This window comes from Streptomyces sp. NPDC088194 (genome assembly GCF_040702025.1).
In the GTDB taxonomy this organism is placed as follows: Bacteria; Actinomycetota; Actinomycetes; order Streptomycetales; family Streptomycetaceae; genus Actinacidiphila.
This window is the reverse complement of sequence record NZ_JBFBIV010000001.1, coordinates 212,325-235,238: the sequence shown is the minus strand read 5'-3', so window position 1 is coordinate 235,238 and position 22,914 is coordinate 212,325. Positions and strand designations below refer to the sequence as shown.

Sequence of the window (22,914 nt, the reverse complement as noted above, 5' to 3'; positions counted from 1 at the left end):
GCTTCACCGTTCGACTTGCATGTGTTAAGCACGCCGCCAGCGTTCGTCCTGAGCCAGGATCAAACTCTCCGTGAATGTTCACCGGTAATCCGGTAGCACACTCGCGAAAGAGCGGGACAGTCCAGAGGAATAATCCGAACCGTCCACAGCGTCCTCGCTGTGTATTTTTCTTCAAAGGAACCTCATCCCGATCGAAACGACCGGAACGGGGTATCAACATATCTGGCGTTGACTTTTGGCACGCTGTTGAGTTCTCAAGGAGCGGAAGCTGCCATCGGCTGCCCTTCCGGGCCCCTCCGGGCTTTCCCTTCGTTGTGTTCCGACTCTATCAGACGCTTTCCAGTGCCTGACCCCCAGTCAGCGGGGTTTGTCTTTCCGGCCCTTCGGCCGTTCCGACGAGTGAGACTTTAGCGGACTCCTCCTGCCTGGACCAAATCGGCCGGGCGCTTCGAAACTCCACTCGCATTCCGCAAAAACGCACAGCGAAACGAAGACGCACCGAAGCGCGTATCGCGTCGAGAGGTTACTGCGGGATGGCTGGCCCGGGACCGACCAAGATCGGTGCTCACGTCGGACAGCTCGCGGTACGTTACGCATGCGTTCAGCCCATGTCAACTTTGGCTGGCCCAAGCGGTCGGCGACCGCCGGCCACGGGCGGCGCGGGCGTCAGTCGAGGTCTTCGAGACGCCCGCCGGCGTCGGGCTGGGAGGACTCCACCCGACGCAGCAGGCGGGTCAGGATCTCGCCGAGAGCCGTGCGCTCGATCGGTGTGAGGTCCTGGAGCAGCTCGTCCTCGAAGACCGCGGCGAGCCGCATCGTCTGCAGCCACTTCTCCCGGCCTTCGTCGGTCAGCTCGACGATGACGCGCACGCGGTTGGCCTCGTCGCGGGCCCGGGTGACCAGTCCCTCGGTGACCATGCGGTCGATCCGGTGGGTCATGGCGGCGGGGGTCAGGCCGAGCCGCTTGGCGAGGTCGCCGGGGCCCAGCTGGTAGGGCCGGCCGACGACGACGAGGGCCTTCAGGACTTCCCACTCGGAGTTGCTGATGCCGAGGTCGACGAGCTGGCGGCCGTACGCGACGTTCATCCGGCGGTTGAGCCGCCCGAGGGCGGTGACCACCTTCTCGACCTGCGGATCGACCTCCGGGAACTCGCGTTGGTAGGCGGCGATCTGTTCGTCGAGGTCCAGCTCCTGCGGTGCTCCCGCGGGGCCTGGGGCTGCGGTCATGCCCCTGAGTATGCCATGGAAAGACATTGCACTAAAGCCCTTCCCTGTGTAGTCTTTAGCTTCGAAGTTTACTTCTGAAGTCTTCACTCCGAAGCTGTTGCGGCTCCGGGGGCGGACTGTGGCTGCGCTGCGCCCGGACAGGGCGCGGCCGTGAACGAGTGAGGTGAGTGTGACCACCGCGATGGGCGCCGCGCTGCGCCGTATCCAGCTGGGGAACGCGTTGAGCGCGTTCGGCAACGGCTTCACCGTGCCCTTCACGTTTATCTACGTGTCGCAGGTGCGCGGGCTGGGTGCCGGTATCGCGGGCGCGGTGCTGGCGACGTTCGCCGTCGCCGCGCTCTTCGTGCTGCCCTTCACCGGTCGGGCGATCGACCGGCGCGGTCCGGTGCCGGTCGCCGTCGTGGGCACCGCGCTGGCCGCGTGCGGCTCGCTCGGCCTCGGGCTGTCCGGCAGCGAGGCGGGCGTCATCGCCGCGGCGGGCGCGCTGGGCGCGGGGATAGCCGTGGTGCAGCCGGCGCTGGCGACGATGATCGTGTGGTGCTCGACCACGGCGACCCGGTCGCGGGCGTTCGCCATGCAGTTCTTCCTGAACAACCTGGGGCTGGGCGTCGGTGGGCTGATCGGCGGGCTGATCGTGGACACCGCGCATCCGTCGTCGTTCATCCGGCTGTTCGCGATCGAGGCGGCGATGTTCCTGGTACTCGGCGCGGTGATCGCCACCGCGCGGGTGCCCGGGGCGCCTCGCCTGGCCGCCGGCGACCGGTCGCAGACCGATGGCGGCGCCGCGGGCGGTTGGCGGACGATGCTGCGGGACCGGGCGATGGTGATGGTCTGCGTGCTCGGCTTCGTGATGTTCTTCGCGTGCTACGGACAGTTCGAGTCGGGACTGTCGGCGTTCGCGGTGGAGGTCACGCACATCTCCCCCGCCACCCTGGGGACTGCACTTGCAGCCAACACCGCGGTCGTGGTGCTGGCGCAGTTCGTGGTGCTGCGGGTGGTGGAGCGCCGGCGGCGCAGCCGGGTGATAGCCGCGGTCGGCGTGGTGTGGGCAGTGGCCTGGATGGCTGCCGGTGTCTCCGGCCTGATGCACGGCAACCACACGCTGGCGGTCGCCGCGATCATCTCCACCTACGCGCTGTTCGGGCTGGGTGAGGCGATGCTGGCGCCCACCGTGAATCCGCTGGTGGCCGACCTGGCGCCGGACCGGATGGTGGGGCAGTACAACTCGGCGTTCGCGCTGGTGAAGCAGCTCGCCCTGGCGTTGGGCCCGGCGGTGGCGGGTGTCATCGCGGCGGCCGGGGCGTATGACGCGTACATCGTGATGCTGGTGGTGTGCTCGCTGGCGATATCGGTGACGGCGCTGCGGATGGCGCGGCATCTCTCGCCGGTGCAGGACAGTCCGCTGCCGGCGGTCCGGGTGGTGGCGCAGTCGGTGCGTCCGGAGCCGGTGGAGGCCGAGCGCATACCGGGCTGAGCCGCGGGTCGTACCGCGCGCACCGCGACCCGGTGCGCGGTGCCGCCCGTTCGGTGCCGGGTGGTGCGACCGCGGCCGGGCAGGCGGGTGCGGCGGCATGCGGCGGCCGCCCGCTCCGGCCGCCGGTCACATCGGCAGCGCGAACTCGCACCAGACGGCTTTGCCGCCGCCCGGGGTGCGGCGGGAGCCCCAGCCGGTGGCGATGGTCGCGATGATCGAGATGCCCCGGCCGGCTTCGTCGGCGGGGTCGGCGCGGCGGCGGCGCGGAAGGTGCTCGTCGCCGTCGGTGACCTCGATGATCAGGCGCCGGTCGGTGCGTCGCAGCCGTAGCCGCATGGGCGGGATGCCGTGCTTGAGCGAGTTGGCGACGAGTTCGCTGGCCGCGAGGACACCGAGGTCGCGCAGTTCGGTGGGGAAGCGCCAGGAGGCGAGCACCCCGGTGGCGAAGGCGCGGGCGCGGGGCGCGGCCTCCACACCGCCGAGCAGGTCGAGTGAGGCGTTGCGGAAGAGTTCCGCGTCGGCGCCGGTGTGGTCGGGGTACTGCAGGACGAGCACGGCCACGTCGTCGTCGTGTTCCGAGGTGACGCCCAGGGAGCGCAGCAGCCGGTCGCAGATCACCTGGGGTGCGCCGGTGGCGCCGGCCAGGGCGCGGGTGAGGGCGGTGACGCCTTCGTCGATGTCCTGGTCGCGGCGTTCGATGAGGCCGTCGGTGTAGAGCACCGCGGTGCAGCCGGGGCCGAGCGGGACGGTGCCGGAGGTGTGAATCCAGCCGCCGGTGCCCAGGGGCGGTCCGGTGGGTTCCTCGACGCAGTGCACGGTGCCGTCGGGGTCGCGGATGAGGATGGGGAGGTGGCCGGCGCTGGCGTAGTGCAGGCGGCCCTCGCTGGGGTCGTGGACGGCGTAGACGCAGGTGGCGATCTGGGTGGCGTCGATTTCGGCGGCGAGCTCGTCGAGGAGCTGGATCACCTCGTGCGGTGGCAGGTCGAGCCGGGCGTAGGCGCGTACGGCGGTGCGGAGCTGGCCCATCACGGCGGCGGCGCGCACTCCGCGGCCCATCACGTCGCCGATGACCAGGGCGGTGCGGCCTGCGCCGAGGGTGATGACGTCGTACCAGTCGCCGCCGACGGCGGCGTCGGTGCCGCCGGGCTGGTAGGTGGCGGCGACCCGGAGGTCGTCGGGTTGTTCGAGCTCCTGCGGCAGGAGGCTGCGCTGGAGGGTGACGGCGGTGTCGCGGAGGCGGCGTTCGCTCTCGCGGAGGCGTTCGGCGGACTGCACCTGGTCGGTGACGTCGGCGCCGAAGACGAGGACGCCGCGCTGCTCGGGGTCGGCGTGTCCGGGTTGGACCGGGGTGCAGGTGAAGGTGAAGTAGCCCTCGCGGGTGGGTGTGCCCGGGGCGGTGTGGGCGCCCTGCGCGACCTTGCGGGCCTTGACGGTGCGCGGTTTGCCGCTGCGGTGGACCTGGTCCATCAGCGGGAGCAGGCCGAGTTCGTCGAGTTCGGGCAGGGCGTCGCGGGCGGGGGTACCGGTGGTGCGGGGGCCGAAGACGTCGGTGTAGGCGTCGTTGACGAAGCGCACCTGGTGGGCGGGGCCGCGGGTGAAGGCGATGAGGGCCGGGAGCCGGCTGAGCACTCCGCGGACGGACTGTTCACTCGCGGGGGTGGTGTCGGCGGGTGCCGGGGCGGGTGGCCGGCCGTCGCTGTCGGATGCGCGGTCGCCGGGGGTGGTGGCGTCGCCACCGGGGGTGCCGGCTGCGGGTGCGCCGGTGGTGCCGGGAGTGGGGTCGCCGGCCTTGCCGCGCGCTGCTGGTACGGCACTGCGTCGCTGTGTTCCGGGGAGCCGGGCGCTCCAGCGCGTAAGGTTCAAACGTCCGATTCCTCGTTTTTGTCACTCTTTGCCAGTGCTGCTGCACGCGTGGTCACAGCCCCAGTGTGGCCGAACCGCGGCGCGGGCGGGAATCGCGGAGCGGCTGGGCGGGGTCAGGGTGCGTCGGGTTTGCGCTCGGAACCGGCCGCCAGTTCGAACTCGGCGCGCGGGTGTTCCAGCGAGCCGAGCGAGACGACCTCCCGTTTGAAGAGGCCGGCCAGTACCCATTCGGCGAGGACGCGAGCCTTGCGGTTGTAGGTGGGCATCCGGCTGAGGTGGTAGATCCGGTGGATCAGCCAGGCGGGATAGCCCTTGAAGGCGCGGCCGTGCACGACCGCGACACCTTCGTGCAGGCCGAGCGACGCCACCGAGCCGGCCGAGACGTGCCGGTAGTCGGTGAGCGGGAGGCCGCGCAGTTCGGCGATGAGGTTGTCGGCGAGAACGCGGGCCTGGCGCACGGCGTGTTGGGCGTTCGGGGGGCATTCGGCGCCGGGCTGCTCGGCGCTCAGGTCGGGCACGGCGGCCGCGTCTCCGGCCGCCCACACCCGCTCGGCGCCCTCCACCCGCAGGGCGGCGTCCGCGCGCAGCCGGCCGCGTGCGGTCAGCGGCAGCCCGGTGGCGGCGAGCAGCGGCGCCGGTTTGACGCCCGTGGTCCACACCAGGGTCCGGGTCGGCAGCCGGTCGCCGTCGGAGAGCACCGCGATCCGGTGCTCGCAGGAGTCGAGCCGGGTCTCCAGCCGGATGTCGATGTTGCGGCCGCGCAGCTCGCGCAGTGCGTAGCGGCCCATGGTCTCGCCGACCTCGGACAGAATGCGGTCGGACGCCTCGACCAGCACCCATTTCAGGTCGTCGGCGGTGATGTTGTGGTAGTACCGCACGGCGTAGCGGGCCATGTTCTCCAGTTCGGCGAGCGCCTCCACGCCCGCGTAGCCGCCGCCGACGAAGACGAAGGTCAGCGCGGCCTCGCGCACCTCGGCGTCACGGGTGGAGGAGGCGATGTCGAGTTGCTCCAGCACGTGGTTGCGCAGCCCGATGGCCTCCTCGACGGTCTTGAACCCGATGCCGTGTTCGGCCAGGCCCGGCACCGGCAGGGTGCGGGAGACCGAGCCGGGGGCGATGACCAGATGGTCGTACTGGATCTCCAGCGCATTGCCGCCCTCCTCCACGGTGACCAGCGTGTCGACGGTGGCGGTGCGCTTGTCGGGGTCGATGCCGCGCGCCTCGCCGACGACGATCCGGCACTTGTCGAGCACCCGGCGCAGCGGCACCACCACATGCCGCGGCGAGATCGAGCCGGCCGCCGCCTCGGGCAGAAAGGGCTGGTAGGTCATGTACGGCTGCGGTTCGACGACCACGATGTCGGCCTCATGGCGCTTCAGCTTGCGCTGGAGCCGCAGGGCGGCATACATCCCGACATAGCCACCGCCGATGACGAGAATGCGCGGTGTGCTTGTCCTGGCCATGACTGCCGACTCCGTCGTCATTGCTCCATGACGCAATGGATCAGAGTCGTTTGTCCACAGTACGGACACGACGATTCCGGGGAATCGGCAAGGAGCCAGGTCAGCGGGGGCGAAACGAACCGGTTTGGCGGCGGTAACGGATGACACCCGTTCCGGGCGGCGCATGCCGCCATGTGGCGGACCGCCAGCAGCCCCCCTTCTTTCTGGCCGCGCCCTCAACTATGTTCGTATCTCGTAGTACCGCGCCACTGGCGCGGCGATCTTCACAATGGGTGAGGAGTCTCCGGGGGGAGACATTGATTCACCGGGGGATGGGACAAATGCACATTCAGGACTCTCAACGCACTTCGGCTGCCGGTTCGGACCATCGCGGAGGCGTTGCGCGCCCAGCGCCACTCCGCGTCGATGCCCAGCGCAACCTCGAGCACGTACTCCGCGCCGCACGTGAAGTGTTCGGCGAACTGGGATACGGCGCACCCATGGAAGACGTGGCCCGGCGGGCCCGGGTCGGCGTCGGCACGGTCTACCGCCGTTTCCCCAGCAAGGACGTCCTGGTCAGACGGATCGCGAAGGAGGAGACCGCGCGCCTGACCGAGCAGGCCCGTACCGCGCTCGGGCAGGAGGACGAGGCGTGGTCCGCGCTCGCCCGCTTCCTGCGCACCTCGGCCGCGTCGGGCGCCGGGCGGCTGCTGCCGCCGCAGGTCCTGCGGGTGGAAGGCGGAGCGGGCGGCAAGGACTACCGCCCCGGCGGTGACGAGCCGGTCCGGGTGCCGTCGCAGCGCACCCCGATTGCGGTGGCCGCAGCCGGACCGTCCGACCAGGGCGTCCCGGTCGGCGCCGACCACACCGCCGACCACACCGGCGTCCACACCGGTCTGCACGGCGGTCGGGCCCGCACCGAACCGCGGGCGGACGACGACGGCATCGGCACCCTGCTCGACGTCGTCGGGCAGCTCGTCGAACGAGCAAGGCAGGCGGGCGAGTTGCGCACCGACGTGTCGGTGGCCGACGTACTGCTGGTCATCGCCACCTCACCGCCCGCGCTGCCCGACGCCCACCAGCAGGAAGCCGCTTCTGCACGGTTGCTGGACATCCTGCTGGAAGGACTGCGCCCGCGGTCCGGCGACCCCCTCACGGAACACGTCACGGAGCTCAACCACCACTCCGGCAGCGACCCGATCGAGTGACAGTGGAGGATGTGTGAACGGTGCGACCACGGATGAGTGGTTCCACCGGAAGACATGACACCGCGCTCGGGTCCTGTGTCACGCTTGCCCCGTGGATGAGGCTAACGGCGAGTCCGGCTCCGCACCCGCGGACCCGGTGACCGGCGACGCGGCACCGCCGCGCAGGGTGCCGGGACAGCGCGACCCGTTCGCACGACCCGAGCCCGCCGCCGCGGAGCCCGCTGCCCCGGAGTCCGCTCCGGCTCCGGCGACGATCCCGGCCCCTGCCGCAGCGCCCGCAACAGGCCCTGTGGCAGGGCCCGTCGGGCCGACCGACACCCAACTGCCGGCCGACGCCGACCTGCACGCGGCGGCACACCCCGGTATGGAGTCCGGCGCCGACTCCGCTGCGGACACCGGTGCCGGCACCGACCCGGGCACCGGCCGCACGGACGCCGACCTCGACGACACCCAGCCGACCGGGACCGTACCCGCGCAGCCGACCGGGCCCGGCGCCCTGTCCACCCCATCCGGCTACTCGGACGCCGAGTTGGTCGACCAGGTCAGGGCCGGGCAGGACAGCGCGTACGAAGAGCTCTACCGCCGGCACGCCGAGTCCGTACGCCGCTACGCCCGTTCGTGCTGCCGCGACGCCCACACCGCCGAGGACCTCACCGGCGAGGTCTTCGCCCGTACCCTCCAGGCCATCCGCGGCGGCAGCGGACCCGAATCCGCCGTACGCGCCTACCTGTTGACCACGGTGCGCCGGGTCGCCGCCACCTGGGGCAACACCGCCCGCCGGGAGCAACTGGTCGAGGACTTCGCGGTGTTCGCGGTCACCGCGGCGGGCTCCACCGTCACCGACCGCAGCGCCGACCTCGGCGCCGACGTGCGCGCCATGCACGAGGCCGAACGCTCCCTGGCCATCCGGGCGTTCCGTACCCTGCCCGAGCGCTGGCAGACCGTGCTGTGGCACACCGCGGTGGAGGACGAGTCGCCCAGCGAGGTCGCCCCGCTGCTCGGCCTGACCCCCAACGCGGCGGCGGTCCTCGCCCATCGCGCCCGGGAGGGGCTGCGCCAGGCATATCTGCAGGCCCACGTCAGCAGCACGCTCACCACCGAGGGCGAGTGCGCCCGCTACGCCGACCGGCTCGGCGCGCACGCCCGCGGCGGCCTGCGGATGCGCGCGGACCGGGAGTTGAACCGCCACCTCAAGGAGTGCGCGCGCTGCACCGCCGCGTCGGCCGAACTCGCCGACCTCAACTCCGCGCTCAAGGGGCTGCTGCCGGTCGCGTACATCGGCTGGTTCGCCGCGGCCTACGCCGCCAAGACCGCCGGGATCGTGGTGGCGGGCGGAGCGGCCGCCACCGCGGCGGCGGGAGGCGCGGCGGCCGCGGCCACCGGTTCCGGAGGCACGGCAGGCACGGCGGGCGCGGCAGGAGGCGCCGCGGCGGGCGAGGGACTGGGGGCGCCCGCGAAGGCGGGGATCGCCGCGGCCGTGGTGGTCGCCGCCGCCGGGGTCGCCTTCGCCTTCGCGCTCACCGGCGGCCACGAGAAGGCCCCGGCGAAGCCGCAGGCCAAGCCGCCGGTCACCGTACCGGTCACGGCCGCGCCACCGCCGAGCCCGGCGCCCAAGCCGACCCCGAAGCCCGTGGTGCCGCCGCCACCCGCCCCGTCGGCGGCACCCGTGGCGACCACACCGCCGCCCAAGCCCAAGCCGACGCCCAAACCCACGCCGAAGCCGACACCACCGCCGGCCAAGCCCACCCCCAAGCCGACGCCGACACCGACCCCACCGCCGCCGGCCCCGACCGCGTACAAGGTCAACTCACTGCCGGTCCAGGGACTCGGCGCGAACTCCGACGAGCCGGCGATCGTCCCCCAGGGCCTGGGCAACTGGTGGTGGGACCGGACCAGTCCCAGCATCGGCGGCACCACCTACGACCACGGCATCACCGTGCACGCGCCCTCCACGGTGAACGTCGCCCTCAACCGCGCCTGCGTCTCCTACGACGCCCGCGCGGGCATCGACGACCTGGTCAGCCCGCTGCTGCGCACGTCGGTCACCTTCGCGGTGTACGCCGACGGGAGCCGGCTGTGGTCCTCCGGCCCCGTCCACCCGGGCGACCCCGCCGTGCCGGTGCACGTCGACCTCACCGGCCGCAAGACGCTTCAACTCGTCGTCACGCCGGCCTCGGGCGGTCTGTCCTTCGGCAACCTGGCGGACTGGGCCGACTCGGTGATCACCTGCCAGTGACGCCCAGCGGCCCACCGCCAGGCGTCACTTGACCGCGCAGACCCCGTCGACGCACCCGTCACCGTCGGAGCCGTCGGAGCTGTCGGTGCCGTGGGAGCCTTCGGCGGTCGGTTGGTCCGCGGCCGTCTCCTGCGCCACCTGCTCCAGCGCGCGCAGGAACGTGGAGGTCTCCTGGCCGCCCTGGACCGCCCACTGCCCCTCGAACACGAAGGTCGGCACGGCGGTGATACCGACCGCGCGGGCCTGCGCGATGTCGGCGACGACCTCGTCCGTGAGGGCGTCGCTCGCGAGGAAGGCGGTCACCGCCGCGCGGTCGAGACCGGCGGCGACGGCGGCGTCCGCCAGCCGGTCGGGGTCACCGATGTCCAGGCCCTCGGCGAAGTGCCCGGCCATCAGGTTTCCCTTGAGCCGGTTCTGGGCGGGGGCGCCGTACTCGTCGAGGGCGAAGCGCAGCAGCCGGTGCGCGAGCAGCGAGTTGTTCTCCAGCACGGAGTCGAAGTCGAACGTGAGGCCCTCGGCGGCACCGAGCTGGGTCAGCCGGTCGTCCATGGCGACGGCCTGGGGACCGTATTTCGCGGCCAGCACCTCGCGGTGCGGACGGGGCTCGTGCGGGGCGTCCGGGTCGAGCTGGAACGGCCGATAGACCACCTCGACCGTGTTGCCCTGCGGAAATGCCGCCAGCGCCCGTTCGAAGCGGGACTTGCCCACGTAGCACCACGGACAGGCGATGTCCGAATAGATCTCGACCTTCACGGCACTCACTCCCAGAACCCGTCAACGAAAATCCGATTGAAACATCAATAACTCTTCAACGGAAAACCGCCCGACCCGGCCCGGCTATTCCCGGCCCTCTTCCGGTTCCGCCGCCCGCTCACGCGCCGGTGCGGCCGGTTCGGCCGGTTCCGCCGCCCGCTCACCCGCCGGTCCGGCCAGTTCCGCCAGTTCCGCCAGTTCCGCCACCGCCTCCGGCCGGCTCAGTCCCGCCCCGCACGCACGCTGCCGGGCCGACTCCTCCGCGGTGAGTACGGCCGCCACCCGCGCCCGTACCTCGTCGTCCTGCGCTTGCTCGGGCACCGTCCGGGGCAGGCCGCCGCGGACCGTGTCCGCGGCGCCCGACATCCGCACCGCCGAGCGCGCGTCGCCCAGCTCCGCCAGGATCTGCGCGGCCGTGTCGAACTGGGCACCGACCACCGCCTCGGTGCAGCCCACCTCGGTCGCCAGCCGTACCGCCTCGGCCGCTTCGCGCAGCGCGGCCCGCGGGTCGCCCTCGGCGGCGGTGAGCCCGGCGGACAGGCCGCGCAGCAGCACGTGGAACATCGGCGGCGGGGTGCCGTCGGCGATCCGCCCCACCGCCGTCTCGTACAGCTCCCTGGCCTCGCGCACGGCGCCCCGGCGCAGCAGGAACAGCGACCGCAGGTAGCGCACGTAGGTGCGGGCGTCCATCACCGCGTACCGCTCGGCCTCCTCCTCGGCCTCGTCCAGGAGCACACTGGCGTCCTCGTCGTCGCCGCAGCGGTGCGCCAGCTCGGCCATCCGTCCGAGCAGGAACGAGCCCTCGCTGAAGGCGCCCAGCTCGCGGCCGAGCCGGTACGCCGCGTCGAAACCGGCCCGGGCCGCGGTGTAGTCACCGCGGAGCGTCTCGATCTCGGCCCGGGCGCTGTGCACCTGGGCCCTGATCCAGCGGTCGCCCAACCGCCCGTTGAGAACGCTCAGTTCCTCCCAGTCCTGGTCGGCCCGCGCCGCGCCGCCGGGAGAGTCGACGGTCACGTGCAGCCGGAACATCAGCGCGGCGGCCAGCTCCCATTCGCCGCCGTGGGCACGGCAGTTCGCCACCACCCGGTCCGTCTCGGCGAGCACCAGCAGGCCGCCGTCGGACACGTAGAGCGTGAACGGCCAGAGCATGCCCGGGAAGCGCGCGGCGGGCCGGCCGGCTCCCCGGTACGCGGTGGAGAGCCGGCTCACCATCGCCTTCACCTCCGACGACGCCCACTGGTCCTCGGTGGCGCGGTCGCCCTGGACGAACAGCAGCAGCAACTGCACGTCGAGGCGCGGCCAGTACATCGGGTCGTCCGCGTCGTCCAGGTGGTCGACGCCGAGCGCGGCCACCCGCGTGAGCCAACCGACCGCCTCGTCACGGTAGTTGCGCAGCCACCAGAACCAGCCCATCGCCCGCGCGATCGCCACCGCGTCGGCCTCCGACCGGTGCTCCAGCGCGCGGTGCAACGCGGCCCTGACGTTGTCCAGTTCGGTCTCCAGCACCTCGAACCAGAGCAGTTGGTCGCCGCCGCGCAGCCGCGGATCGACGGTCGCGGCCAGCTCGCGGAAGTACGCGGTGTGCCGCTCGCCGGCCGCGGCCAGCTCGGCGGGATGCTCGCGAGCCCGCTCCAGGGCGTACTCGTGGATCGTCTCCAGCAGCCGGTAGCGGGTGCCGGCGGCGCGGTCGTGCTCGGCCACCACCAGGGACTTGTCGACGAGTTGGGCCACCGTGTCCAGCGCGTCCGGGCCGCACACCGCCTCGGCCGCCGCGAGCGTGCAGCCGCCGGCGAAGACGCTCAGCGAGCGCAGCGTCGTACGCTCCCGCTCGTCCAGCAGGTCCCAACTCCAGTCCACCACCGCGCGCAGGGTCTGCTGGCGCGGCAGGAGGGTGCGGCTGCCGCCGGTCAGCAGCCGGAACCGGTCGTCCAGCCGGTCGGCGATCTGCCGGGGGGACAGCGCGCGCAGCCGGGCCGCGGCGAGTTCGATCGCCAGGGGCAAGCCGTCCAGCCGACGGCAGATCTCCTGGACCGCCGCGACATCGGTGCCGGTGGTGTCCTTCGTGTCCTTGGTGTCGGTCGTGTCGGTGTGGGGGCGCCCGGACGGGTCCTCGGCCAGATCCTCGGGCGGGTTCGGGTACGGCGCCGCGTGCGGGCGGGCGGTCCTGGCGCGCTCGGCGAACAGCCGGAACGCGGTCCGCGGCGGCAGCGGCTCCACCGGGCGGACCAGCTCCCCCGGCACGCCCAGCGGTTCGCGGCTGGTGGCGAGGACGGTCAGGTCCGGGCAGCGGGCGAGCAGTTCCGCGGCCAGGTACGCGGCGGCCTCGATCAGGTGCTCGCAGTTGTCCAGCACCAGCAGCAGCCGGCGGCCGGTGCAGTACTCGACCAGCCGCTCGATCGGGTTCTCGGTGTGCGGCTCACCACTCAGCGCGTCCCGGGCCGGGCCGAGGACGAAGGTGTCGCGGCGGCCGAGCGCGCTCAGCACCGCGTGCGGGATGGCGTGCGGATCGTCCAGCGGGGCGAGTTCGGCCAGCCACACGCCGTCCGGGTAGCCGTCCTGCGCGGCCTCGGCCGCCTCCTGGGCCAGCCGGGTCTTCCCGGAGCCGCCGGGCCCGGTGAGGGTCACCAGCCGCGCGGCCCGTATGTCGGCCCGGATCGCGGCGAGGTCCGTCTCCCGGCCGACGAAACTCGTCAGCCGGGCCCGTAGGTTGCCGCGCTGCGGACGGTCCGGCCGGGCGGCGGCGGTCCCGTGCGCATCGGGTACGGGCCCCTGCGCACCGGATGCGGTCCCGGGCGGGCCGGCGGTCCCGACCCGCCCGGCGGTCCCGACCCGCCCGGCCGGCTCCGGCGACTCCAGCAGTTCCGCGTGCAGGGCCCGCAGCTCCGGTCCCGGGTCGGCCCCGAGTGTGTCGGCGAGTACGGTCCTGGCCTCCTCGTACGCCATCAGGGCGTCGGCGCTGCGGCCGGTCGCCCGCAGCGCGCGGATGAGCTGCGCGTGGAACGGCTCGTCCAGCGGGTGCGCGGCCACCGCCTCCCGCAGCGCGGGCAGTACGGCGGCGGTCTGCCCGCGGGCCAGTTCCGCCTCGAACTTCGAGCGGAGCGCGGCCAGCCGCAGCGCGTCCGTGCGGGCCGCCGCCGCGTCGCGGTCCGGCAGGTCCGCGAGCGCCGGGCCGCGCCACAGACCGAGTGCCCGGTCCAGGGTGCGGGCCGCGCTGTCCGGGCGGCCGTCTCGCAGCTCCGCCTCGCCCGCGCGCAGCAGTGCCTCGAACGCGAACAGGTCGACGCTCTCGCGCGGTGTGTTCAGCCGGTATCCGCCCGGCTCCGACGCCACCGCGTCCCGGCCGAGGGCTTTGCGCAGGCGCGCGACGAGGGCCTGGAGGGCACCCGCCGCGTCAGCGGGAGGGTCTTCCGTCCACACCTCGGCGATCAGCGACTCGGGCGGGACCGGGCGGTTCGCGTGCGCGGCGAGGACGGTCAGGACGGTACGGACCTTCGCGCCGCCCAGGGGCAGGACGGTGCCGTCCTCCGACCTGGCCTCGGTCACCCCGAGCACGAAGTAGCGCACGCCGTCCATTGTCCCTGCCTGCGGCCGGGTGAGGGGTCCGCTCCCCCGCCCCCGCCCTCGAAACCCGGACTTCGCCCGGCACGAGCGGTTCCGAGGGCAAGCCGTCCCGAAGATCCCCGGGGTCCCGGGGGTCAGCGGTCCCGGGGGTCAGCCGCGCGGGGGGTCTTCCCGGTCGTGGGGGCCGAGGAGCTCGTCCGCGAGGGTGGGAAGGTCGTCGAGAGGGGTCTCCTCCGCCCACTCGGGGCGGGGGCGGCGAGCGGCCTGGGCGGCGGGGATCTCATGGGTGCGCTCGTCGCCGGTGGGCTGGTCGGGGCGGAAGAGCCACGGCGGCACGCGGTCGGTGGGGTCGTCGGAACGCGCGGTGCCGGGCGTGGGGGGCGGCAGCTCGGTGGTCTCGTCATTGCTGCCCGAGGTCTCCGGCGCCGGCTCCGACTGCGACTGCGGCCTGGGCGTAGGCGCGGGCTCAGGCTCAGGCGTGATCGGGGTCATGACCGTCGTCGTCTCCGAGGAGGACGACGCGGGCGGCGCGACGGCAGGCAGCACCGCGGTCCGATCGGAGTCCGAGACGTCGTCGGGCCCCGCGTGGGGCTCGTCCCGCAGCGCGGGCAGCACCGTGGTCTCGTCGGCGTCGGACGGAGCACCGGACGTCGAGTCGGGTCCCGCGTCGGACCCGGAGCCGGACCCGGACCGAGCCCCGGAGCCCGAGCCGGACCCGGAATCAGAGCTGGAGCCGGACCCGGAGTCCGTGCCGGACCCGGACCCTGAGCCGGAGTCGGAGCCGGGGTCGGAATCCGCCGGGGGCGCGTCCGACACCGCGGGCAGCACCGCGGTCTCCTCCGAGTCGGACGCGGCAGCGGCAGCGGCTCGCGCCGCCTCCGCGCGCAACAGCGCCTCCTCGGCCTTGCGCTGTTTCTCCTGCCGCTTCTCGGCCGCTTCGGCGCGCAGCCGCGCCTGTTCCTCCGCGAGCCGCCGCAGCCGCTCCTGCTCGGCCGCACGCGCCGCCTCCTCGGCGGCGATCCGCGCGTCCTCCTCGGCCTGCCGCTGAGCGGCCTCCTCGGCGGCGAGCCGGGCCGCCTCGGCCTCCTGCGCGGCCTTGCGCTCGGCGATCTCGCGGCGCGCGGCCTCCTCCGCGGCGAGCCGGCGCTCCTCCTCCTCGCGGCGCAGCCGTTCGAGCTGCTCCTGGCGCTCTCGGGCCTGCCGCTCCTCCTCGGCCTTGCGGGCGGCCTCCTCCGCGGCGAGCCGGGCGGCTTCCTCGGCCGCCTTGCGCTCGGCCTCGGCGCGGGCCTCGATCTCCTGGGCGGAGAGCGGCAGCATGCGGTCGAGCCGGTGCCGTACGACGGTGGTGATCGCCTCGGGCTCCTGGGCCGCGTCGACCACCAGGTAGCGCGCGGGGTCGGCGGCGGCGAGCGTCAGGAATCCCGAGCGCACCCGCTGGTGGAACTCGGCCGGCTCGGACTCCAGCCGGTCCGGGGCCTCGGTGAAGCGCTCCCGGGCGGTCTCCGGCGGGACGTCGAGGAGCACCGTGAGGTGCGGGACGAGCCCGTCGGTGGCCCAGCGCGAGATCCGGGCGATCTCGGTGGGCGCGAGGTCGCGTCCGGCGCCCTGGTAGGCGACGGAGGAGTCGATGTAGCGGTCGGAGATGACGACGGCGCCGCGGTCGAGAGCGGGCTTCACCACGGTGTCGACGTGCTCCGCACGGTCCGCGGCATAGAGCAGGGCCTCGGCGCGGTGCGAGACCCCGGCGGAGGAGACGTCCAGGAGTATGGAGCGCAGCCGCTTGCCGACGGCCGTGGCGCCGGGCTCGCGGGTGACCACGACCTCGTGGCCCTTGGCCCTGATCCACTCGGCGATCGCTTCGACCTGGGTGGACTTGCCGGCGCCGTCGCCGCCCTCGATCGCGATGAAGAAGCCGGTGGCGGCGGGTCCGGTGGCCGGTTCCGCACCGCGCAGCGCCTCGCGCAGGTCGCGGCGCAACGGCACCCCGGTACGGTCGTCGGTCTTGCCGAGGACCAGCGCGGCGACCGGCAGCAGCAGCGCGCCGACCAGGATCAGGGTGTACGCGGCACCGCTGTGGTCGAAGGTGAAGTGGCCGTTCTGGATGCGGTGCGGGCCGATCGCGGCGGCCACCAGCGGCCCGCCGATCGCGGCCACGGCGAGCACGGCGCGCACGACCGCGTGCAGGTGCTCGACGCTCCGTACCCGGCGGGACTCCTCGGCCTCCTGCTCGATCAGGGTGTGCCCGGCGTTCGCGGTGACGCCCGCGGCGGTGCCGGCCAGCAGCGACAGCAGCAGCACCGTGGCCTGGTCGGGGACGATGCCGGTCAGCAGCAGCGCGACGCCGGTGACGCCGGTGCCCACGGCCAGCAGGCGGCGGCGGGAGAGCGCGGGCAGGGTGTGCGGGGCGATCCGGATGCCGATCACGGTGCCGGCGGTCAGCGTCAGGACCAGCAGGCCGAAGCCGGTCGGCCCGAAGCCGAGGGCGAGCGCGTGCAGGACGGCGACCGAAACGGCGACGCCGATCGCCCCGGCCACCGCGGCGGTGGCGAGCACCAGCAGCGGCAGCGCGCCGGTCCGGCCCCGCTCGGCACCCGCCGGGCCCTTCGGCAGCCGCAGGCCCTGGAGCGGGGAGTGCGGCTTCGCGGCGCTGCCGGCGGGCAGCTCCAGCAGGTACAGCACGGCCATCGAGGACGAGAAGAGCCCGGCGGCCACGTACGACGACAGCGCGACCTGGTGCAGGTGGAACCAGTCGACGCCCACCGCGATGAGCGTGTTGACGAGGGTGACGACGACCAGGGAGGCGGCGGCCAGCGGCAGCGCGACGAAGCTCGTGCGCAGGTCGAGGCGGTGCAGCGTGGCGAGGTGGTCGGGCGCGGGCCGGACCGACGTGTCGCCGGCCGGGGGCAGCAGCCCCGGGGCGGCGCCGTCCTTCGCGACCGTCCACAGCCGCTCGGCGAGTCCGGCGGCGAACGCGGTGGCCAGCAGCCACAGGTGCGCCGAGTGCGGGACCCACGTGACCCACAGCGGGGCGACGATGAACAGCGCGAGCCGTACGCCGTCCGCGCCGATCATCGTCCAGCGCCGGTCCAGCGGGCCGCTCTCCGCGGTGAGCCCGGTCAGCGGTCCGAGCAGCACCGCGCCGAAGAGGAGGGTGGCCACCAGGCGGGCGGCGAACACCGCGGCGACGGCGTACGCGACACCCCGGTAGCCGCCGCCGAAGGAGTGCGCGGTGACGGTCGCCTGCACGGTGAGCACGAGCAGCACCAGCAGGCCGAGGCGGTCGGCGACCGCACCGGTCAGTTGCGCGCTCCACAGCTTGCGCAGCGTGGGAATCTTCAGCAACGCGCCCACGGCACGCTCACGGGAGTCGGCCGAGAGGTCGGTCGCGAACGCCTCGGTGACGTCCGTCGCGGGCTGCGCTGGCTGCTCGGATCGCGTCATTCTGACAGCCTATCCGTCCCACCCGAACCAAACGTGTCCGCCCGAACAAACGGACAGTGCCGGTCGCCACGTCAACGGGTCCGCGCCGTCCTCACTCCTTGGCGGAGCTCGCCTTCTTCGCTGCGGTCTTCTTCGTGGCCGCGGCCTTCTTGGCGGGCGCCTTCTTCGCCGCCGTGGCCGAACCGGTCTTCTTCGCGGCCGTCTTCTTGGCGGGAGCCTTCTTGGCGGCCGTCTTCTTCTTCACCGGGCCCTTCGCCCGCTTCTCCGCGAGGAGTTCGTAGCCGCGCTCGGGGGTGATCGTCTCGACGTCGTCGTCGCGGCGCAGCGTCGCGTTGGTCTCGCCGTCGGTGACGTAGGGACCGAACCGGCCGTCCTTGACCACGACCGGGCGCTCGCTGACGGGGTCGGTGCCCAGTTCCTTCAGCGGGGGCTTGGCGGCGGCGCGGCCGCGCACCTTGGGCTGCGCGTAGATCGCCAGCGCCTGTTCGAGGGTGATGCTGAAGAGCTGGTCCTCGCTCTCCAGGGAGCGCGAGTCGGTGCCCTTCTTCAGGTAGGGGCCGTAGCGCCCGTTCTGCGCGGTGATCTCGACACCCTCGGCGTCGGTGCCGACCACCCGGGGCAGGGACATCAGCTTGAGGGCGTCGGCGAGCGTGACGGTGTCCAGGGTCATGGACTTGAAGAGGGAGGCGGTGCGCGGCTTCACCGCGTTCTTGCCGGTCTTCGGGGTGTCCTCGGGCAGCACCTCGGTGACGTACGGCCCGTAGCGGCCGTCCTTGGCGACGATCGGGCGGCCGGTCTCGGGGTCGTCGCCGAGCGCGAACTCGCCGCTGGGCTTGGCGAACAGCTCCTCGGCCAGCTCGATGGTCATCTCGTCCGGCGGCAGGTCCTCGGGGACGTCGGCGCGCTGGTGGTTGTCCTCGCCGCGCTCGCCCTTCTCGACGTACGGCCCGTAGCGGCCGACCCGCAGCATGATGCCCTCGCCGACCGGGAACGAGGAGATCTCGCGGGCGTCGATCGCGCCCAGGTCCTCCACGAGTTCCTTGAGGCCGCCGAGGTGATCGCCGTCGCCGCCGTTGGCGGAGGCGGCCGGGGCCGTGTCGCCGTCGCCCTCCGAGCCGAAGTAGAACCGGCGCAGCCACGGCACCGCCTGCGCCTCACCGCGGGCGATCCGGTCGAGGTCGTCCTCCATGGAGGCGGTGAAGTCGTAGTCCACCAGCCAGCCGAAGTGCTTCTCCAGCAGGTTGACCACGGCGAAGGAGAGGAAGGACGGGACGAGCGCGGTGCCCTTCTTGAAGACGTAGCCGCGGTCGAGGATGGTGCCGAGGATCGTGGCGTAGGTCGACGGGCGGCCGATCTCCTTCTCCTCCAGCTCCTTGACCAGGCTCGCCTCGGTGTAGCGGGCGGGCGGCTTGGTGGAGTGGCCGTCGGCGGTGATCTCGTCGGCGGTCAGCGGGTCGCCCTCGGTGACCTGCGGCAGCCGGCGCTCGCGGTCGTCGAGCTCCGCGTTGGGGTCGTCGGCGCCCTCGACGTAGGCCTTGAGGAAGCCGTGGAAGGTGATGATCTTGCCGGAGGCGGAGAACTCGGCGTCCCGGCCGTCGGAGGCGGCGCCGCCGACCTTGACGGTGACGGACTGGCCGACCGCGTCCTTCATCTGGGAGGCGACCGTGCGCATCCAGATCAGTTCGTAGAGCCGGAACTGGTCGCCGGTCAGGCCGGTCTCGGCGGGGGTGCGGAAGCGGTCGCCGGAGGGGCGGATCGCCTCGTGCGCCTCCTGGGCGTTCTTCACCTTGCCCGCGTAGACCCGCGGCTTGTCCGGCAGGTAGTCGGAGCCGTAGAGCTGGGCGACCTGCGCGCGGGCGGCGCCCACCGCGGTCTCCGACAGCGTGGTGGAGTCCGTACGCATGTAGGTGATGAAGCCGTTCTCGTACAGCTTCTGGGCGACCTGCATGGTGGCCTTCGCGCCGAAGCCGAGCTTGCGCGACGCCTCCTGCTGGAGGGTGGTGGTGCGGAACGGCGCGTACGGCGAGCGGCGGTACGGCTTGGACTCGACGCTGCGCACCGAGAACTGCGAGTCGGCGAGCGCGGCGGCCAGCGCCCGGGCGTTCTCCTCGTCGAGGTGCAGCACCGCGGCGCTCTGCTTGAGCGCGCCGGTGGAGGCGTCGAAGTCGCGGCCCTGGGCGACACGGCGGCCGTCGACCGCGACGAGCCTGGCGTTGAGCCTGGCGGGGTCGGAGGCGTCACCGGCCCGGCCGGTGTTGAAGACACCGGTCAGGTCCCAGTACGCGGAGGTGCGGAAGGCGATCCGCTCGCGCTCGCGCTCGACCACCAGGCGGGTCGCCACGGACTGGACCCGGCCCGCCGACAGCCGCGGCATGACCTTCTTCCACAGCACCGGGGAGACCTCGTAGCCGTAGAGCCGGTCGAGGATACGGCGGGTCTCCTGGGCGTCGACCAAGCGCTGGTTCAGCTCGCGCGGATTCCGCACGGCCTCCTGGATGGCGTCCTTGGTGATCTCGTGGAACACCATCCGGTGCACCGGCACCTTGGGCTTGAGGATTTCCTGCAAATGCCAGGCGATGGCCTCGCCCTCGCGGTCCTCGTCAGTGGCCAGGAATAGTTCGTCGGAGTCCTTGAGGAGATCCTTGAGCTTCTTGACCTGTGCCTTCTTGTCGGCGTTCACGACATAGATGGGCTGGAAATCGCTGTCCACATTGACGCCCAGCCGTGCCCACGGCTGGCCCTTGTACTCCGCCGGCACTTCGGCGGCCCCGTTGGGGAGGTCGCGGATGTGCCCGACGCTGGCCTCGACGACGTATCCAGGGCCGAGATAGCCCTTGATCGTCTTCGCCTTGGCAGGCGACTCGACGATGACGAGTCGGCGGCCGCCCTGTGCGGTCTCGCGGGTCGGGGACAACTTCGCTCTTCTCTCCGGTTCGAAGGGGTGTCGCTGCGGAGTGTGACCGTACCTCCTGGGCCCGTGTCAAACGGGAAAAGTCCGCAACGCCACTCGAACGGTAACCCGATGTACGTTCTATCCACACCGGCGGGGTCCTCCAGCAGGCTACGTCCACGGGCTTGATCCTGCCCGAAATCGCGCTTTCCGACCCCCGCGGCTCAATGCCGCTCCACTGCCGACTCTACGTCCGCTCCGGCGGACGGCCACACGGGCGGTACGGCGGAGGCGGGGTCCGCGGGCCGGTCGGGCCGGGCCCGCGGCGGCGGTCGGCGCGACGCGTCCGCGGCTTGTCCGCGGCCGGTTCACGGGCGGGTTCACCGGCCGGTTCGCGGGCCAGTTCACGGGCCGGCCCACGGGCCGGTTCGCATCAATGTTCGTATCAACGGCGGTACGGGACGCGGCGCGCCGGGTGCTGCAAAAATGGCCGCGGGCAGGCGGAGGACCGATCCGCACGACGACCGATCCGCACGACGGCGGGAACGCAGGGGCAGGGGGACGCGTCATGTCCGACCGGAATCCGTCCGCCGGCGAGCCGTACGGAGACAACCCGTACGAGAGCCGGCCGGAGCGCGGGGACCTGTCCCCCGTGAGCTACCCCACCACCGCGCCGCACCGCTCCGAGCCGCCCCGCTCCGGGCCGCGGCGCCCGCACCCGGCGGTCGTGCCGCTGGCCACCCTCGCCGTGGGAGTGGCCGCGTCCGCCTACCTCTACCGCACCGACCCGCACCAAAGCGGGCACTTCCTGCCGCGCTGCCCCTTCAACTGGCTCACCGGACTGCTCTGTCCCGCCTGCGGCGCCACCCGCCTCGCGTACGACCTCCTGCACGGCGACCCCGTGCGGGCCTTCCACGACAACGCCCTGGTCCTGGTGCTGTCCCCCGCGCTGGTCTGGATGTTCGGCCGCTGGGTGGTCGAGGGCCTGCGCGGCCGGCGCTGGCAGCCGATCCTCCGCCCCCGGTCCCAGTACGCCCTGCTGGTCGTGGCCGTGGTGTGGACGCTGTTCCGCAACCTGAACTGAGCCGCTCCGGCTACTCCGGGACCGGGGCGAGGAAGCCCTGCTCGACCAGGAGGCGGATCGACGCGGGGGTGCGGTCGCGCAGCACCACCGGGTCCTCGTTGAGGAGCTGGGCGATGGCGTCGATGATGCGGCCGGCCGGCAGCGAGCCGTCGCAGACCCCGGCGAACCCGGCTCCGACGGTGTCGACCTTCGTGGCCCGCCGCATGCCCCGCGCGGAGCGCAGCACCACGTGCTCGGGGTCCTCCGCGCCGGGCAGCCCGACCTGCTCCTGCACCACGTCGGGCGCGAGGGTGAAGCGGGCCGCGAGCAGCGCCGCGTCGTCGTGCCCGCGCAGGAAGTCCTGCCGGCCGAACCAGTCCGCGATGTACGGCCCGAGCGGCTGCTCCACCGGATGCGGCCACTCCTCCGCGGTGACCGAGGGCTGCTCGGCGCCTGACCTGCGCAGCGTGATCCAGCCGAAGCCGACGCCGTTGACCTTGCGCCGCTCGAAGTCGTCCAGCCAGGCGTCGTAGTGCCGCGCGTACGCGGTCGGGTCGGCGTGGTGGTCGCCGCCGTCGCGCAGCCACAACTCGGCGTACTGCGCCACGTCCTGCACCTCGCGCTGCACGATCCACGCGTCGCATCCGGCGGGCAGCCAGGACGTGACGCGTTCGCGCCAGTCCTGGCCCTCGGTGTGCTGCCAGTTGGCGAGGAGCTGGCAGTAGCCGCCCTCGGTGAGGTGGTCGGCGGACCGCTGGACCAGTTCGCGGCACAGGTCGTCCCCCGCCATGCCGCCGTCGCGGTAGGTGAACCGCCCGGCCGGCGAGATCACGAACGGCGGGTTCGACACGATCAGGTCGTACCGCGCGTCCCCGACCGGCTCGAAGAGGCCACCCTGCCGCAGTTCCGGCTCCGGCGCGCCGGACAGCGCGAGGGTGAGCCGGGCGAAGTGCAGGGCGCGCGGGTTGACGTCGGTGGCGGTCACCTGCGTGGCGTGCCGGGACGCGTGCAGCGCCTGCACGCCCGAGCCCGTACCGAGGTCGAGTGCGCTGCCGACCGGCTCGCGTACGGTCAGCCCGGCGAGCGTGGTGGACGCGCCGCCGACGCCCAGCACCAGGTCGGCCCGATCCACGCCGGGCGCGCTGCCCACGCCGGCCGCGCCGCCGACCGCGCAGCCGAGGTCGGAGACGATCCACCAGTCGGCGCCGGCATCCCCGGCGTAGGGGCGTACGTCGACGGTGGCGCGGATGTCGTCGCCGTCGCGGAGCAGCCAGCCGGCGGCCTCGTAACGGTCCAGGCCCGTGTTGCCGGTGCCCGTGGCATTGCTGCCCAGGGCTGCGCGGGCGCGGGTGAGCGGGACCGCCTGCTGGAGCAGGAAGAGCCGGACCAGGGTCTCCAGGGGGCTGCCGCCGCGGGTGGCGCGCAGCGCGGGGACGGTCTCGGCGCGGGACAGGGCCGTGTATGCGACGGCCCCGAGCAGTTCCAGGCAGCCGTCGGCGGTGAAGTCGGCGGCGAGCAGGTCGGCGCGGAGGGCGGGCGCGGCGCCGGGATCGGGCAGTGGTCGGCCGGAACCGCCCGGGTGGTGCGGGGAGTGCGGACCGCCGGTCGGCTGGGTCGGTTTGCTCGGATCGCTCACGCCGCTCATTGTCCCGGAATCCGGGGAGGGGTGCCGTACCGCGGTCCGGTGCGGTCCGGGTGGGCCGTCCGGTGCCCCACACCGTCCGGTGACCGCACGGTCCGGCGATGTCGCGGGCCG

Annotated in this window: 11 protein-coding genes, 1 rRNA gene and 1 pseudogene; 4 read left to right on the top strand and 9 right to left on the bottom strand. The window is 73.0% G+C overall.

Translation table 11 applies throughout. The annotated features are described in order from the left end of the window. Together AB0399_RS00935 and AB0399_RS00930 are read right to left on the bottom strand one after the other, a co-directional pair. Positions 1–75, bottom strand: a 16S ribosomal RNA gene (locus AB0399_RS00935); the annotation flags it as partial. A gap of 591 nt (positions 76–666) precedes the next feature. Then, positions 667–1,227, bottom strand: a complete 561-nt coding sequence (locus AB0399_RS00930) for a MarR family transcriptional regulator (protein WP_328467425.1) — start codon at positions 1,225–1,227, stop codon at positions 667–669. Between the two features lie 169 nt (positions 1,228–1,396). Between AB0399_RS00930 and AB0399_RS00925 the strand changes: the two genes are divergently transcribed. Next, the gene (locus tag AB0399_RS00925; RefSeq protein WP_366409811.1) at positions 1,397–2,701 is read left to right on the top strand and encodes an MFS transporter; all 1,305 of its coding nucleotides are present in this window, start codon (positions 1,397–1,399) and stop codon (positions 2,699–2,701) included. A gap of 126 nt (positions 2,702–2,827) precedes the next feature. Here AB0399_RS00925 and AB0399_RS00920 read toward each other — a convergent pair whose 3' ends face one another. Both AB0399_RS00920 and AB0399_RS00915 read right to left on the bottom strand, forming a co-directional pair. Beyond that, the gene (locus AB0399_RS00920; protein ID WP_366409804.1) at positions 2,828–4,564 is read right to left on the bottom strand and encodes a SpoIIE family protein phosphatase; all 1,737 of its coding nucleotides are present in this window, start codon (positions 4,562–4,564) and stop codon (positions 2,828–2,830) included. Positions 4,565–4,677: 113 nt separating this feature from the next. Further along, on the bottom strand, positions 4,678–6,027 hold the full coding sequence (locus AB0399_RS00915) for an NAD(P)/FAD-dependent oxidoreductase (RefSeq protein WP_329366323.1): 1,350 nt from the start codon (positions 6,025–6,027) through the stop codon (positions 4,678–4,680). A gap of 320 nt (positions 6,028–6,347) precedes the next feature. On the opposite strand from AB0399_RS00915, the pseudogene AB0399_RS00910 reads away from it, so the two are divergent. Further along, positions 6,348–7,145, top strand: a pseudogene (locus AB0399_RS00910) (helix-turn-helix domain-containing protein); the annotation flags it as partial. Positions 7,146–7,578: 433 nt separating this feature from the next. Further along, the gene (locus AB0399_RS00905; protein ID WP_366409810.1) at positions 7,579–9,450 is read left to right on the top strand and encodes a sigma-70 family RNA polymerase sigma factor; all 1,872 of its coding nucleotides are present in this window, start codon (positions 7,579–7,581) and stop codon (positions 9,448–9,450) included. Between the two features lie 24 nt (positions 9,451–9,474). Here the strand turns inward: AB0399_RS00905 and AB0399_RS00900 are convergent, their stop codons facing one another. The 4 genes from AB0399_RS00900 to topA all read right to left on the bottom strand — a co-directional run bounded on the left by AB0399_RS00900 (position 9,475) and on the right by topA (position 20,119). After that, positions 9,475–10,203, bottom strand: coding sequence for a DsbA family oxidoreductase (locus tag AB0399_RS00900; protein WP_329366325.1), 729 nt, complete (start codon positions 10,201–10,203; stop codon positions 9,475–9,477). 84 nt (positions 10,204–10,287) lie between these two features. Continuing rightward, positions 10,288–13,776: a BTAD domain-containing putative transcriptional regulator gene (locus tag AB0399_RS00895; RefSeq protein WP_366409803.1), complete on the bottom strand. Its 3,489-nt coding sequence runs from the start codon at positions 13,774–13,776 to the stop codon at positions 10,288–10,290. Between the two features lie 138 nt (positions 13,777–13,914). After that, on the bottom strand, positions 13,915–17,205 hold the full coding sequence (gene tmk, locus AB0399_RS00890) for a dTMP kinase (protein WP_366409802.1): 3,291 nt from the start codon (positions 17,203–17,205) through the stop codon (positions 13,915–13,917). 91 nt (positions 17,206–17,296) lie between these two features. Then, positions 17,297–20,119 (bottom strand): type I DNA topoisomerase, encoded by a 2,823-nt coding sequence (gene topA / locus AB0399_RS00885; RefSeq protein ID WP_366409800.1) that lies wholly within the window; start codon positions 20,117–20,119, stop codon positions 17,297–17,299. 544 nt (positions 20,120–20,663) lie between these two features. Here topA and AB0399_RS00880 point away from each other — a divergent pair. Further along, complete coding sequence (locus tag AB0399_RS00880; RefSeq protein WP_366409799.1) at positions 20,664–21,179, top strand: DUF2752 domain-containing protein; 516 nt, start codon at positions 20,664–20,666, stop codon at positions 21,177–21,179. Positions 21,180–21,189: 10 nt separating this feature from the next. Here AB0399_RS00880 and AB0399_RS00875 read toward each other — a convergent pair whose 3' ends face one another. Further along, positions 21,190–22,803, bottom strand: a complete 1,614-nt coding sequence (locus tag AB0399_RS00875; RefSeq protein ID WP_329366334.1) for a methyltransferase — start codon at positions 22,801–22,803, stop codon at positions 21,190–21,192. Between the last annotated feature and the right edge of the window lie 111 nt (positions 22,804–22,914).

What these genes read in the sequence shown, in the direction of transcription:
- AB0399_RS00930 (WP_328467425.1), bottom strand. Translation starts at nt 1,227, where the DNA reads ATGACCGCAGCCCCAGGCCCCGCGGGAGCACCGCAGGAGCTGGACCTC.
- AB0399_RS00915 (WP_329366323.1), bottom strand. Translation starts at nt 6,027, where the DNA reads ATGGCCAGGACAAGCACACCGCGCATTCTCGTCATCGGCGGTGGCTAT.
- AB0399_RS00905 (WP_366409810.1), top strand. Translation starts at nt 7,579, where the DNA reads ATGGAGTCCGGCGCCGACTCCGCTGCGGACACCGGTGCCGGCACCGAC.
- AB0399_RS00895 (WP_366409803.1), bottom strand. Translation starts at nt 13,776, where the DNA reads ATGGACGGCGTGCGCTACTTCGTGCTCGGGGTGACCGAGGCCAGGTCG.
- tmk (WP_366409802.1), bottom strand. Translation starts at nt 17,205, where the DNA reads ATGACGCGATCCGAGCAGCCAGCGCAGCCCGCGACGGACGTCACCGAG.
- AB0399_RS00880 (WP_366409799.1), top strand. Translation starts at nt 20,664, where the DNA reads ATGTCCGACCGGAATCCGTCCGCCGGCGAGCCGTACGGAGACAACCCG.
- AB0399_RS00875 (WP_329366334.1), bottom strand. Translation starts at nt 22,803, where the DNA reads ATGAGCGGCGTGAGCGATCCGAGCAAACCGACCCAGCCGACCGGCGGT.